Source organism: Candidatus Nomurabacteria bacterium, assembly GCA_023898525.1.
GTDB lineage: Bacteria > Patescibacteriota > Minisyncoccia > Phycocordibacterales > UBA918 > OLB19.
Genome location: CP060227.1, coordinates 1,040,531 through 1,055,440 on the forward strand (window position 1 = coordinate 1,040,531; position 14,910 = coordinate 1,055,440).

Below are 14,910 nucleotides of genomic sequence, written 5' to 3' on the forward strand. Positions count from 1 at the left end.
ATACTGGTATGCAGGTTGTTAGTGGTGATGTAGATCAATCAAACATAACCGACTCTTATATGCCAGAGAACGAGCAAATTATCTCGATGATAGAACACGTAAATCCAGCTGTGGTTTCGGTGGTGGTAACTAAGGATGTTCCGATTTATGAACGCTATTATGAGCAGTTTGATCCTTGGGGTTTGTTTGGAGGATTTTCTGTACCACGAACGCGTGAGTTGGGTACCGAAGAGAAGGAGGTCGGTGGTGGTTCAGGGTTTGTTGTAAGCGACAACGGCTTGATTGTCACTAATCGGCATGTGGTAGATGACCCAGAGGCGCGTTATTCAATTTTAACTAATGATGGAGTAGCTTACGATGTGGAGGTGTTGGCTCGGGATCAACAGTTAGATATCGCTGTATTAAAAGTGCTTGATCTGCCTGAAGATGTGGTCTTACCTTCTCTTTCCTTTGGTGATTCTGAAAGTCTTAAGCTCGGGCAGCGGGTAGTAGCTATTGGAAATGCTTTGGCTGAATTTAGAAATTCAGTGTCAGTTGGTGTGGTATCTGGGCTGGCTCGCTCGATCACTGCTACAGACGGTAGTGGGAGGAGTGAAAATCTAGATCAGGTTATACAAACTGACGCAGCTATCAACCCCGGTAATTCCGGAGGCCCGCTTTTGGATATAGATGGTAATGTGATTGGGGTTAATGTTGCTACCTCACGCGGGGCTGATAACATCGGTTTTGCTTTGCCGGCTCACGTGGTGAAAGGGGTAGTAGAGTCAGTCAAGGAGCATGGTAAGATTGTGAGACCGTTTCTAGGTGTGCGTTATGTGATGATTGATCCAGAGCTCCAGAAAAAGAATAATATTACTGTTGATTATGGTGCTTTGATTGCTAGGGGTGAGTCACGAGATGAGTTGGCGGTTATGCCAGGCTCACCGGCTGACAAGGCTGGTTTGGTAGAAAACGATATAATATTATCAATTGATGGAGAAAAGTTGGGTGATAGCGATTTGGCTACTATCTTGCGGTCCAAGCAGGTAGGGGACACAATAAAACTTACGATTCTTCATAAGGGAGTAGAGGAAACTAAAGCTGTTACGTTAATAGAAATGCCAAACGGTAATTAATACAAGTGATTCTGTTGGTCAAGGTGTTATAATTATCAGCGATACTGCATAAAGTATCGCTGATAATTTTATGCCAATGGATAATCTCAAAAAGGAATTTAATCAAGTGTCTAAAACTGTGGCTAAGGAAGCTTTGCAAACAGCCGATATTTTAGAGTCTGGTGTAGAGAAGACTGTCACTGATGTAGATCGCTATGTTGAGCCGATTCGCCTTACAGTTTTTAGGCGGTACCCGATTTTGTTTTCAGTGTTGGTTTTATCTGGCGCGGTTATCACTACGTTAGGTTTCGAATATATACTTCATCGCTACAGTATTTTGGTTAATCACCCTTGGTTAGTCTTCTTAACCGGTCTGGTCATACTGACTTTTACCGGTGGTTTGTATAAAAACCTTAAAAATAAATTATGAGTTTCTGGCGGTTTGTTTTCTCTTTTTTATATACCCGTAACTGGTACAGTGGGCAAATGGAGTTATCCCGTCCAAGAGTCGCTTTGTTTGGTTCGGCCTTGTTATTGATTGTGCTCGCGCTACTCCTGATTTCGTTATTGCAAACGCCAATTGAATATAACGCTGCTTCTATATGAAAAGATTTCTAATAACATCTGCTACCTTACTCATTTTAGCGATAATAATTGTAGTATTAGTACATTATTACATCCAAACTACCTTGTAGAATTAAGAGCAACTCTTTTAGTTTTTTTAGACATAAAACGGCCAAAAATACATTATCATTGGTATAGTGGTAATCACAATAATTATCTCAAGTGGTAAGCCGACTCTTGTATAGTCATTAAAGGTATAGCCTCCCGGTCGCATTACAATCGTATTGGATTCGTGTCCAATCGGAGTCAAAAAAGCGCAGGAAGACCCGATAGCAACTGCCATCAAGAAGGGGTCAACTGATACTTGCATACTTTGTGCCACCAAGATGGCTATTGGAGCTGTTACTACTGCAGCAGCGGTGGCATTCATGAAGTCTGCGAGCAGCATAGCAATGATAAGAACAATTAACAGCATTATCATTGGTCCGACAAAGGTGTGGATGCTGAGGAGACCGGTCGCTAGGGCCTTAGCGGCTCCGCTTTTAAGAAGGGCGTCTCCAAGAGTAATCATTCCAGCTAGTAGGATTAGTACTGTTTGGTCAATACTTTCGTAGGCTTGTCTTAAAGTAATAGTTTTTAAAAGGATAAGCAATACTGCAGCGACTAAGAATATTACTGGTAATGGAATAATATTGAAGGTGGCAATCAAAATAGCAGTGGTTGAAACGGCTAAGGTGGTGAAAATCGAGGTATCGCGTCCCAGTATTACTTCTTCTTGGCGGTCAATTTGTAATAATTGCATAGATTCTATGGTTGATTCAATTGAGTCTATACGTCCTTGTAATAGTAGGACATCATTTGGCCAAAAAGTGGTGCTCGCTAGCGGTGTTTCTAGTCTACCTTCTCGGCGATAGAGACTGATAAAATTTGTACCAAAGCGCTTTGGTAACGGGATGCTGTCCCAGGTTCTACCAATTATCTTTGAGTAGGTTGGCACCATTACTTCTATCGTAGCGTAGTCATCTTCATTGGTAACAAACCGTTCTTTAGCTCTTAGTCCCACTAAATTTAGATTTAAGAGGCTGGTTTGATCGGTCAAGGCCTCCAGTTCACCTTTTAATATTAAATGGTCATTGGCCATAATTTGTGTCTGGTTAATGTCAGCTAGCATAGTAGCGTGTCGGTAAACAGCGACAACTTTTAGGTTGTGGTGACTGCGTGCTTCTACTTCGTGAACATCTAAGCCAATTAAGTCAGAATCATTCGGAACTGAAACTTCGGTTGTAAAAAAACGCAGAATATCGTTGTCATTATTATTTTCCCGTTGCTTTACCGGAATCAGCCGCCAAGAAATAAAGATAAGAAAGATAACTCCAATTAAAGCCACTGCTCCACCCACGTAGAAAAAGTCAAACATAGCGAATGGTGAACCTATCGCATCAATTCTAAAATCTGAAATCAGTATGTTGCGCGGAGTTCCAATTAAAGTCGTGAATCCACCTAAGTGAGAGGCAAAGGCAAGTGGCAGCAGGAAAAGAGCAATTGATTTATTGCTTTTTTTAGCTAAATAAATAGCTATTGGTATAGTAATAGCTAAAGCACCGGCATTATTTATAAAAGCAGATAAAAAAGTAACGAATATTATAAGTAGAGCCAAACCAATCATTGGTCTGGTGTAAAACCAGGTCATTCGTCTGGTGAGTGCGTCAATAATCCCGGAGCGAATAAAAGCTTCGCTAATGACAAACATGGCCGCGATAATGATGATGGCCGGATGACCAAAATTAGCGAATACTTCTTCATAGCCTAGAACACCGCTGGCAATAATCGCGAGCATTATAAGGATGGCTACAATATCGTACCGGATGCGGTTTTGTAAAAAAAGTGCTACGGCACCGGCTAGAATAATTAAAGCTAAGGCTTGCGGAAAAACGGTCAAAATGGCAGGTGTCATATAGGTGATATAGAAAAATTAGTAAATGTATGTTATAGTATGCGACATTATAATTACAGATAAACTATAACATTCATTTAGGGTTTTTTTGTCCATTATTCGTAAGATATTGTGTATTGATAAATAACCTAAATTATTAGCCAATTATGAAACGTTTACTAATATTTGCTTTTGTCCTGCTCTTGTTGCCGGCTGTTGCTTGGGGCTCTTCTGTCATGAGAACTGGGGAACTGGTTTCATTGTCACCTGATCAGATTGTTGAGGGTGATTTTTATGGCATGAGTGACAATGTTGCTGTTTCTGGTACGGTGACCGAGGATCTCTTAGTTTTGACTGGTGATTTGTCTATAAACGGAAATGTTGGTGCTGATTTAGCTGCTTTGGCTGGACAGGTGAATGTACATGGTCTTATTAGTGATGATGCTAGAATTGTGGCTGGTGAGGTTATGGTGGATGGTGAAATTAAGGGTGATTTGGTGGTAATCGCTAAGTCCCTTAAGGTGTTACCAGAAGCTAAGATTGGCGGCGACATTCTTTTCTTTGGTGGTAGTGCCGATATAGCGGGGGTGGTTGGTGGTAGTGTACTTGGTTACAATGAAAAACTTCGCATTGATGCCGAGGTTGGTCAAGGGATAGATGTGACCACCAAAGGTTTAGTTCTGGGAGACAAGGCTGATATCGGCGAAAGTATAAAGTATGTTAGCGTTACCGAGATAGTTAGATCCCAAAATTCCCATGTGACCGGCAGTATTGTGCGAAGCGATCCGGTATTTGAGGAAAAAAGCGTCGCTCGTGATGTTTTAATTCCTTTTTTAATTACTACCTTTGCTGCTCTAGTATTGTATCTATTCTTCAAGAGCTTTATTCAGAGAGTGGTGCTCAACTCGCAACAACACGCCTTACGCAACATATTGGTTGGCTTAAGTGTGGTATTTGCTGTCCCGATGGTGGCCATGATTCTGGTGTTTAGCACCCTTGGTTTACTGCTTGGTATAGCACTCATGTTTATATATTTGACCCTACTAGTCGTTAGTTTTGTGCTTGCTGGTATTATTACCGGTTCATTTATCACCAGACCCCTTACGAAGACCGGCGAGGTTTCGATACCATTTATTGTATTAGGTGTATTTTCTATTCATGCCTTTGTCTATATACCGGTTGTCGGTTTCATAGTATTGCTTGCTGTGCTTTTGATGACAGTGGGCTCTGTTAGTGTTCAGTTATATCGTCTGTTGCGTAATTAATCTAGAGAGTAATCATAAGCTATTTTCCCTCTGTGCTTTTGTGGTAGTATTTACTAATGAAAAAAGTGGCTTTTTTTGATATCGACGGTACGGTTTTTCGTTCAAGCTTACTCATCGAATTAGTGCATTATTTAATAAAAGCCGGGGTTTTTCCGTCTGATGCGGTTGATGAATTTGAGTCAGATAAAATATCCTGGCAAAATCGTGAGGGAGCTTACGGAGTTTACGTGGATTCGGTGGTTAGAACCTATCTCAAACACATAAAAGGTGTACATTACGGTGAATTAGCGGATATTGGTAGACAAGTGGTAGCGATTCAAAGTCGGCGTGTTTACCGTTATACTAGAGATCTAATTAAAAGATTAAAGAACGAAGATTACTACATAGTAGCTATTTCTCAGTCTCCTAAAAGAATTTTAGACGATTTTTGTACCCAGTATGGTTTTGATAAGGTCTATGGTCATATCTATGAAATTGGTCCACAGGATCGTTTTACCGGTGTGGTGACAAATGAACACTTGATTAAAAATAAAGCTAATATTTTAAAGAGAGTTTTTGACCGTAATCCTGATTTGGTCAAGAAAGATTCTTTGGCAGTAGGGGATACAGAGAGTGATATACCACTGCTTGAATTGGTTGATAATCCAATTTGTTTTAATCCAAACCAAGCTCTATACAATCACGCCAAAAGAATGAAGTGGGAAGTGGTTGTGGAGCGTAAGGATGTGGTTTATCATCTTTAATTATCTCAGCACTTTAGGGTTATCGGGTGCATAGTATATGCCCAACATACCCATGGCGCCAGTGATGGGTTCCGGGTAGGGATTTGAATAAGTGGCGGTAATGGTTATCTGGTCTCCGGCTTTTACACGAAATGACTCTTGGCCGTGAATAGTGTTGTACCCGTATGGTCGGTCAGCCTTTTTGGTGTCGTAATGTTTCAAGGGTTCTCCGTTTAAATACACGTCCAATGCCTGACCACCCTCCCAACCATGTAAATGGGCGCCCATATAGACAATCGCACCATCACCAGGGAAAGTGTATGACGAAAATGATTCGGTTGATGGTGTGCTTGTGCCGGCTATAAATTCATCTGTATTAGCTGGGACTGTAAATGTCGATCCGCATCCTTCTTCCATAATAGCTAAGAAAATAAAATCGACGGGTTTTAAGTTATTAATTTCTTCTTCGGAGGCTAAGGTCATGGTTATTTTGGTTGAAACATCCTTATATTCCTTGCCAAAACCGACTGGTGGTAGTGGGTTATGAAACATGGTTGATAACTGCAGAAATGTATTTTTCGGTATATACTGCGCGTAGCCATCCGGTAGCACTGCTGAAGGATTATACATACTGTCCTCACCGATGCTGAGAATCGGTCTAAAGGCATTACATTTTTCATTATATTGGTCTAGTCGGCGCAAATCAGCGTGGTGCAACACAGTGTCGTCTGCATTTTGTAAATTAAAAGAGATTTTTTTGATCCAGAGGTCATATGGATATGATACCTTTTCTGAGTAAGAAAATTTGTGATGAGTAGCCTGCATCATAGAGTCACCATGAGTGTGTTCGTGTGGGTGGAGTTCAGGAATAATTGCTGTCGCTAATTCTACAGTCCTTGGTATGTTGTCTTTTGTGTCTTTTGGTGTTTCAAATGAAGCAGTTAATATTACTGCAATTGTAATTATCAGGACTGGTGCGATATATTTCATATTTTTACCAAATTAATTTATTCATAGTACCATTTTTTAAGTTCTATTTTGTATCGGTAAGCCTAATGGTGGCAAAAATTCCGGTTGTCATGATTAAAGCTAAGATAATAAATATAAGGTTGAATGGTAAAAATATGAGGGCTAAACTACCGAGACCGGCTCCAATCAAATTACCGAGTGGTCTGGTAAGACGGAAGAAGCTTATCACGTTGGAGTCGTCACCCTGAACATGCTTAAAGAAATAGCTTTCTGAGGTGACCTCAACCAGACTGGCTCCAATTCGACTTACAAACATCAATACCATCCAAGTCAGAATATTTGTAGAATCAGTAAAGGTTATTGTTGCTGAAGCCAAGGCTAAGAATAAAAAGCCGGTGGCCATCATCTCCTTTTCGCCAATTTTTTCGTCGGCTAACCGTCCGGCTGGGTACTCAACTAAGATAAAAGCAAACAAGCCAGCTGCGATGATTTTACTAATACCACTCCAATCAAAACCGATTTCAGTCGCTAGATATAGAGGGATATAAATAACAGCCCAAGTAAAAAATAACTGTAATAGAAACTGAGCGTACATCACAATTTTTATATCAAGGTTTTTCAGTGAGTTTATTAAAACAGTTCGTATATCAATTGCTTCGTAAGGTGGATCGTAAAAATGTCTAAATCTTGCCACTACAAGTATAAATATCAAAAAGGCTATTCCAGCGGCAGAGAAGTAGACTTGGGGTAAGTTATTGTCGCCGCCTACAATATAACCCATGGTTAAAGGGGCGCAGAATGAGGCTACACTCATTAAGGATAAAATAATACCGCGTCGGCTACCCGTGGAATGCTCATCGGTACCGATTAGAGTTTCAAGGAAAATATCAATATTTAAATAGATTTGTGGGAAGGTGGCCATATAAAGGGCAAAGGCTACTACGGTGAGTGTGGGGGTTGGGGCAAAGCCTAAGAACAACAATAATATAATCAGGCTGAGTATTAAGATTAGTATATAGGCAACGTTACCGATTTTTCGCAGAATGTTTGAAGAAAGTAAAATAAGTACTATTGCACCAAATGAACCGGTTGCGTAAACAAGGCCAACGTATTCGGCTGGAATAAACTGCTCTAGATAGGTAGAACCGATAAAGGCGGTTAGTAGAGTCTGAAAAGCAAAAATGGTCGATAACAGATAAATCAGAGCAAAACTAATTGCTTTGTTTGGCTTCTCAGTTAAAAATAAGTGTCGGTAGTTATCCATGACTTTGGCTACTGTAATATGTAGTGTACTAGATGTGACGGTAAAGTTGGTGTTTGATTGGTGAAAAATGTGGAGACAATAAGGGCACGAGACGAAGTCTCGTGCCCTTATTGTCTAAGTTTCTACTTAAATTAAATTCCAATCAAAACCGGAATCACCATTGGGGTTTTATGAGTCTTTTGCATTAAGAAGCCACTCACGACATCGGTCAATTGTTCCTTAACATAATCTAGGTCAATCGGGTTCATATGTTCTGTTTGTTTTTCAACCGTTCGTTTTATTAGGACTCTGGCTTCAGATAGAAGTTGTTGATTTTCACGTAGGTAAACAAACCCTCGGGAAATAATATCTGGTGACTTGCGTAACTTTCCAGTCTTGCTGTTCACAGTCGCAATAATTACAAACATCCCATCTTGCGCCAGACTCATACGGTCTCGTAAGACCACTTCTTGCCTAGCTCCAACTGTAAAGCCGTCTACCATCAAAAGTTCGGTTGGGATCTTCATTGGTTGTTTGATTATTTCCGAACCATTTTTGATATCTATTATGGTTCCGTTGTCTGGAACAACAATATTTTCTTTCGGAAAACCATTCTCTATCGCGGCGTAGGTTTGGCTTTTTAGGTGGAAATGGTGTCCATGGACTGGGATTAGGTACTTAGGTTTGATTGTCTGATGTACCCAGACCAGTTCGCCGGCGTTACCGTGCCCTGAAGAGTGGACGTGAGAACCTTTATAGTTAACAACCTTTACGTTTTTACGGTAAATATTGTCCTTTAATTTCTGTACTGCTATCTCATTGCCTGGAATAACCGAAGAAGAAAGAACGATCGTGTCACGTTCATTTAAGGTAACAAACTTATGTTTGTCGGTGGCCATACGCATTAGGGCAGCGAACTCTTCTCCTTGTGCTCCGGTCGAAAGGATAACGATCTTGTCGCTAGGGTAATCCGCCATGTCACCGGCATTGATAAAGGTGCCTGGCTTAACCTTCATGAGGTTAGCTGCGATGGCAATATCAATGTTGGTCTTAATACTACGTCCCTCAAGCACTACTTTTTTTCCGGTTTCTTCACAAGTGCTAATAATGTTTATTAGACGATCAAATTGTGAGGCAAAGGTTCCGATGATAAGGCGACCGGTAGCGGCTTTAATAATATTTTCCAAAGTCTCGTATACTTTACTTTCAGAAGCCGAAAAACCTTCTCGATCAGCGTTGGTTGAGTCACAAAGGAGAGCTAGGTTATTGTTTAGACCAACTTTTTCCCAAGAAGCCCTTTCTTCAACCACAACCTTTCCGTCTTCGTGAACTAGCTTAATATCACCAGTAATAACAACATCGCCATGCTTAGTTTCTACGCATACTCCCATGGCGTCTGGTATAGAGTGGGTGACGCGGAAGGTTTTGATTTTAGTTTTACCGACGGTAAAGCTTTCGCCTTCGCTAATCACGTTGATTTTAACCGGTTCCATATGAGGAAACTCTTCTTGACGCTTCAAAATCATAAGTGATGTTAGGTACTGAGTGTAGATTGGCGGGTTACCAATACGTTCCATAATGAAAGGAATGCCACCAATATGGTCAAGGTGTCCGTGAGTTACGACTAAGGCACGAATTTTGTGCTTTCGTTCCTCTAGATACTGGGTATTAGGCAAAATGTAATTGATGCCAGGAGCGTTACTTTCTTCTGATACAAATTGAAAACCGGCATCGATAACAATAATATCGTCCTTGGTTTCAATTATGTTCATGTTACGACCAATTTCTTCTACGCCAGAAACAGGGATGATACGTACTGTGTCTTCGTCGGTTATCTCAGGGATAATTGGGTGTTTTTCAGTTGTAATATTTAGTCGATGAGTCAATGATGGAGCTGCTGTTGGACGCCTCCTTTGAGCGTGACGTCTACGACCACCGCTTCGACCAGAGGTTGATTTGCTAACAGTAGTAGCTCTATCAGTTTGTTTGCGAGCCGGGTTGACTTTTTGGGTGTTATACCTGCCCGCTGGTCTGGCGCCTTGTCTTTTTGTTGTACTACCTCCTCGTCGGTAGTTAGGTTTATTGTTTTTTGTTTCTTTTTCTCTGTTCATAAATAAAATTATTATTAATTATTTCTTAAATATTTCACATTTAATTATTCAAAAATTGACCATATTTTCTCACTTTTTGTGTGCCAGTTAGCGATATCTGTAAATCTATCTGTCGGCTTACTAAAACTGTTAATTGGTGTGATTTGTATATCCTTATTTACAACGTAGGTCACGTTAGGGGCAAACAGGAAGATCGCTGGTAATTCATCGACTATGATGTCACTTATTTCTGAAAGTATTTTGTTTCTTTCGTCATCATCTTTTGTCACTCTGGATTTTTCCAGTAGTTGGTCCACTGTTACGTTTGTGTATTGGGTGATATTTAACCCAGGATCATCTTTTTGTGAAGAGTGCCAAAATGGATATAGGTCTTGAATACGGTTCATATCTAGACCGAACAATAAAGCCTGAAAGTCTCGTGGTCTGATAACAGATTTCACTAGTCCTGTTTGTTCATATTGTTCTATTTGCACCTCAACTCCAAGTTTACGCCAATTCTCAGCCACAATAGCGGTTGTTTTGTCGAAGATTTCTGTGTTGCTGGTGCGGATGGTTACACTAAGTGTTTCTTTTGATTTATCAATCTCTTTTTCCCAAAGTCCTACTGAGGACTGTGTCCAACCACCCTTAATCAGTATTTCACTAGCTAAAGCAATTGAAGAAGTGGGGCGGTTGTCTGAATCAGTGTTTATAGATTCTAACTTATTTGCAGAAATAAGAATAGGTTGATTTGTGGGAACACCGTGGCCACCTAGTACCTCGTTAACAATCTGTTCTCTGTCGATGGCTACATTAAGTGCTTGTCTAGCCGCTTTATCTCGTAAAGCTGGAGATTTATTTTGGTTGAAAAATATTCCAAAAATCCGTGGTAGCGGCTCAGATATTATTTGTACCGCTTCTGGGTCAAGCTCAGAGATTACATTTGTGGGTAGAAATACGGTATTGGTTATCTCTTTATTTAGAAAGGCTTCAGTTAAGTCATTTTCGTTTGGATAAAAACGAAGTTCCATCTTATCCAAGGCGATTTTAGAGGTTGGACTCAGTTCATAGCTGGAAATGAGACCTGAACTGTTGTGTTTGGTATCCTTAATTGCGAATAGTCCAGAGCCAATAGGTTCGGTATTATATTGACTGAAGGGTAATTGCTCAATTGGCAAGTCGCCCCAGATATGGTAAGGCATGACACCGACGGTTAGGTTTTCAATAAATGGTGCATAAGCTTCTTTAAGGATAATATTTAATTCGTATTCGTTGATCTCCTCAATAGCAACATCACTCCAGACGCCCTGCAACGGACTGCGTAGGATTGGATTTTTAAACAAATCAAAGGTGAAAACAACGTCACGAGCAGTTAGTGGCTTGCCGTCATGAAAGGTGTTGTCTTTCTTAAGTATAACGTGATAAATGAGACCGTCATCGGAAATTGTTACACTTTCAGCTAGGTCGGGTTCAAGGTTGCCTGTGCTATTGCTTCTTAGTAGGCCGCTGTAGACTAAAGCGACGGTATCCTGGTCAGCTCTGGTCAGAGCTAGGGCTGGGTTAACAAACCTTGGTATACCTACAATACCCTCAATAACTTCACCTCCATCGGCCGGTACAGACATGCTGTATTTGTCGTTTAGGGTTAGGAGCAAAAATATACCAGACCCAATAATGACAAAAAATAATATTCGCAAAATCAGTCGGTCACTAGGTCGCTGTCGTTCAATCAGATCAAGTAGTCTATCGACAATTGAAAAACGTTCAAGACGAGTACGCATAATGCATGAATTTAGCAGTCTATCGTCTTAGATAGACTGGTTTTGACTTAGAAATAACTCTAGTTGATAAGTAAGTTACGTGGATTTTCCGCTTTAAACAAGGATATTCAAGAAAGTAGCGATTACAAACAAAACAGCGACTCCAACTGAAAATTGGAATAAGAATAGCTCAGCCCCGCGACGCTTATGAAACGATGCGCTGAAGTTGTCACCACCAAACGCTCCACCCAAGCTTGAACCTCTCTGTTGGAGAAGGATTCCAGCGATAAGCAAAATGGAGAGAATAATCTGTACGTATGGCAATGCCGGTTGCACTGTCTGTATGATTTCCATGTGCAAGTATGGTAGCAGAAAGATTCATTGAGTGCAAGGTGACGGTGTTGTGTGTTGACGGAAACATTTTTGACACGAAATAAAGCTCGCTTTATAATGCTGGCACCACGGAGGTAGTATACGATTTTTTGATGTGGTTTTTATGATGTTTTAAAATTTGTTATTTTAATCAGAACTTAATTATTTATTGAAAATTTATGTCAGAAGATTCAAAAAAAGTAGTGAGCCCAATTAAGCCACTTGGAGACAGGGTGATCGTGCGTCCACTTAGTGATGAAGAGGCTGGTAACACTTCTGCCTTTGGCATAATTATTCCTGATACAGCCAAGAAAGATAAGCCAGAGCAAGGGGTTGTGATAGCGGTTGGTGCCGGAAAGTGGGATGAAGACGGAGAAAAACGTATACCAATGGAAGTAAAGGAGGGTGATCGAATTGTTTTCTCTAAGTATGGCTATGATGAAATAAAGATTGGTAACGATGAATACTTTATTGTCTCAGAAAGTAGTGTTTTAGGTATTATTAGCTAGTTATTTAGATATTAGAAACGAAATTTTATGGCAAAACAGGTTATTTTTGGAGAGGAAGTAAAAAAGAAACTACAAAGAGGGGTGGATACAGTAGCTGACGCTGTTAAGGTGACACTTGGTCCACGAGGACGAAATGTGGTGCTAGATAAGAGTTTTGGCGGTCCTACCATCACTAATGACGGTGTATCAATTGCAAAAGATATTTCCTTAAAGGATAAGTTTGAGAACATGGGGGCGGAGATTATCAAGGAAGTAGCCAACAAGACTAATGAGCTAGCTGGTGATGGTACTACTACCGCTACTGTTCTAACTCAAGCTTTGGTAAGGGAGGGACTTAAGCAAACTACTATGGGTATCAATTCTATGGCAGTTCGCACCGGTATGGAACATGCTGCCGCTGATGTGGTTGAAGCCTTGCATAAAATGGCCACCAAAATCAGCTCAATAGATGAAATTAAGCAGGTAGCGACTATTTCCGCTGAAAACGCTGAATTAGGGGAAAAAATTGCCGAAACTATCGATAAGGTTGGAAAGGATGGGGTGGTGACTGTTGAAGAATCACAGTCTTTCGGTATCGAAACAGAACTGACAGAAGGAATGGAGTTTGATAAAGGGTATGTTTCTCCATACATGGTGACTAACCCTGAGCGTATGGAGGCTGAGTACAAGAATGCTCAGATTCTTATCACTGATAAGAAAATTTCTTCAGTTCAGGAAATCTTGCCACTACTCGAAAAAATTGCTCAGACCGGCAAAAAAGAGTTGGTAATAATTGCTGACGATGTGGAAGGTGAGGCGTTGGCAACTTTTGTGGTCAATAAGCTTAAGGGTGGCTTCTCAGTATTGGCAGTAAAAGCGCCGGGTTACGGTGATCGCAAAAAGGAGGTTTTGGCAGATATTGCGGTTATGACCGGTGGGCAAGTAATTACCGAAGATGTTGGTCTAAAGCTTGAGTCTGTCGAACTTTCACAGCTCGGAAAGGCTGATCGGGTGGTTGCTACCAAGGATAATACAGTAATGGTTGGCGGAGCTGGTGAAAAAACTGCGATTGACGATCGGGTTAATGCCCTCAAGGCTCAGTTGGAAAGTACATCATCAAAGTTTGATAAGGAAAAGCTTGAGGAAAGAATTGCTAAATTGGCTGGTGGTGTGGCGGTGATTCGCGTCGGAGCTGCGACTGAGACAGAAATGAAATATCTAAAGCTGAAGATTGAAGATGCTGTAAACGCTACTAAGGCGGCAATTGAAGAAGGTATCGTGCCTGGTGGTGGAACCTCATTAGCTCGAGCGGCAGCAATTGTTGAGAAAGAAGTTTTAGCTAAGAAAAATTTAGATAAGGAAGAACTGATCGGCTACAGTATTGTACTTAAGGCTCTGGAGGTGCCGCTAAAACAAATTGCTGATAATACTGGCAAGATTGATGGTGCGGTGATTGTACAAAAAGTGAAAGAGGCGGGTGGAAATGCTGGTTATGATGCAGCTAAAGGAGAGATGGTGGACGACATGATCAAGGTTGGTATTATAGATCCGGTCAAAGTAGAGCGGGCAGGTGTGCAACACGCTGTATCTGCAGCTGGTATTCTTTTAACCAGCGAATGTGCGGTAGCGGATGAACCAGAACCGGAAAAGCCAGCTATGCCTGATATGGGTGGTATGGGAGGAATGGGTGGAGGGATGTATTAATAGAACTTAATTCTGTAGAGTTAAACAAAAAGCGCGGTTTTCCCGCGTTTTTTGTTTATGGCTGATTAAACTTATGATATAATTAACCGCAATTGATGTTTATAAAAGTTTAGGTAATAATATTATATGAGTTGGATTTTAATTGGAGTAATAGCTGTAGTTGTATTGTATGTTATTTATGCATACAACAACTTTGTAAGGCTGGTGCAGCGCACCAAAGAGGCGTGGGCAGACATTGATGTGCAGTTGAAGCGTCGCTATGACCTTATTCCAAACCTAGTGGAGACAGTTAAGGGTTACGCTTCTCACGAACGAGCGGTCTTTGATGAAGTGACAGAAGCGAGAGCTAAGGCAACTCAGGTGCATGTTGATCCGACCAATATTACGGCGGAACAAATCACTGCTATGGCTGGTGCGGAGTCGGCTCTTGGCGCCTCTCTAGGTAAACTTCTGGCTGTAGCCGAAGCTTATCCTGACCTAAAGGCAAACCAGAACTTTGCTCAGCTTCAAACTGAACTAACGGATACCGAAAATAAGATTCAGGCTGCCCGTCGTTTTTATAACGGTAATGTTCGCGACTTGGCTATCGCTTTGCAGCAATTCCCTTCAAACATTATTGGAAAGACTTTTAATTTCAAGGAGGAACAGTACTTTGAGTTGGAAGAGGGTAGCGAGGAAAAAGAGCCGGTCAAAGTATCTTTTTAGA

Annotated in this window: 13 protein-coding genes; 7 read left to right on the plus strand and 6 right to left on the minus strand. The window is 40.9% G+C overall.

Annotated features, from left to right (window positions below; all coding sequences use genetic code 11):
• Nucleotides 1-59: 59 nt before the first annotated feature.
• The gene (locus H6779_05230; protein USN88304.1) at nt 60-1,115 is read left to right on the plus strand and encodes a trypsin-like peptidase domain-containing protein; all 1,056 of its coding nucleotides are present in this window, start codon (nt 60-62) and stop codon (nt 1,113-1,115) included.
• Between the two features lie 76 nt (nt 1,116-1,191).
• Entirely contained in the window at nt 1,192-1,524 is a 333-nt protein-coding gene (locus H6779_05235) for a hypothetical protein (GenBank protein ID USN87771.1), read from the plus strand.
• A gap of 291 nt (nt 1,525-1,815) precedes the next feature.
• On the opposite strand, the gene H6779_05240 is transcribed toward H6779_05235, so the two are convergent.
• Nucleotides 1,816-3,612: an SLC13 family permease gene (locus H6779_05240; protein ID USN87772.1), complete on the minus strand. Its 1,797-nt coding sequence runs from the start codon at nt 3,610-3,612 to the stop codon at nt 1,816-1,818.
• 146 nt (nt 3,613-3,758) lie between these two features.
• On the opposite strand from H6779_05240, the gene H6779_05245 reads away from it, so the two are divergent.
• Together H6779_05245 and H6779_05250 are read left to right on the plus strand one after the other, a co-directional pair.
• Nucleotides 3,759-4,856: a hypothetical protein gene (locus H6779_05245; GenBank protein USN87773.1), complete on the plus strand. Its 1,098-nt coding sequence runs from the start codon at nt 3,759-3,761 to the stop codon at nt 4,854-4,856.
• A gap of 56 nt (nt 4,857-4,912) precedes the next feature.
• Entirely contained in the window at nt 4,913-5,599 is a 687-nt protein-coding gene (locus H6779_05250; protein USN87774.1) for an HAD family phosphatase, read from the plus strand.
• Here H6779_05250 and H6779_05255 read toward each other — a convergent pair whose 3' ends face one another.
• The 5 genes from H6779_05255 to secG all read right to left on the minus strand — a co-directional run bounded on the left by H6779_05255 (nt 5,600) and on the right by secG (nt 11,994).
• Complete coding sequence (locus tag H6779_05255) at nt 5,600-6,568, minus strand: hypothetical protein (protein ID USN87775.1); 969 nt, start codon at nt 6,566-6,568, stop codon at nt 5,600-5,602.
• 43 nt (nt 6,569-6,611) lie between these two features.
• Complete coding sequence (locus H6779_05260) at nt 6,612-7,811, minus strand: MFS transporter (GenBank protein ID USN87776.1); 1,200 nt, start codon at nt 7,809-7,811, stop codon at nt 6,612-6,614.
• Between the two features lie 131 nt (nt 7,812-7,942).
• Nucleotides 7,943-9,901, minus strand: a complete 1,959-nt coding sequence (locus H6779_05265) for a ribonuclease J (GenBank protein ID USN87777.1) — start codon at nt 9,899-9,901, stop codon at nt 7,943-7,945.
• Between the two features lie 44 nt (nt 9,902-9,945).
• The gene (locus H6779_05270; protein ID USN87778.1) at nt 9,946-11,661 is read right to left on the minus strand and encodes a hypothetical protein; all 1,716 of its coding nucleotides are present in this window, start codon (nt 11,659-11,661) and stop codon (nt 9,946-9,948) included.
• A gap of 93 nt (nt 11,662-11,754) precedes the next feature.
• A complete protein-coding gene (secG, locus tag H6779_05275) occupies nt 11,755-11,994 on the minus strand; it encodes a preprotein translocase subunit SecG (protein ID USN87779.1) in 240 nt (79 codons plus the stop codon).
• Between the two features lie 197 nt (nt 11,995-12,191).
• On the opposite strand from secG, the gene H6779_05280 reads away from it, so the two are divergent.
• The 3 genes from H6779_05280 to H6779_05290 all read left to right on the plus strand — a co-directional run bounded on the left by H6779_05280 (nt 12,192) and on the right by H6779_05290 (nt 14,909).
• Nucleotides 12,192-12,521, plus strand: a complete 330-nt coding sequence (locus tag H6779_05280) for a co-chaperone GroES (GenBank protein USN87780.1) — start codon at nt 12,192-12,194, stop codon at nt 12,519-12,521.
• A 27-nt stretch (nt 12,522-12,548) separates the two neighbouring features.
• Nucleotides 12,549-14,204, plus strand: coding sequence for a chaperonin GroEL (groL, locus tag H6779_05285; protein USN87781.1), 1,656 nt, complete (start codon nt 12,549-12,551; stop codon nt 14,202-14,204).
• A 126-nt stretch (nt 14,205-14,330) separates the two neighbouring features.
• On the plus strand, nt 14,331-14,909 hold the full coding sequence (locus H6779_05290) for a LemA family protein (protein USN87782.1): 579 nt from the start codon (nt 14,331-14,333) through the stop codon (nt 14,907-14,909).
• Nucleotide 14,910: the final 1 nt, after the last annotated feature.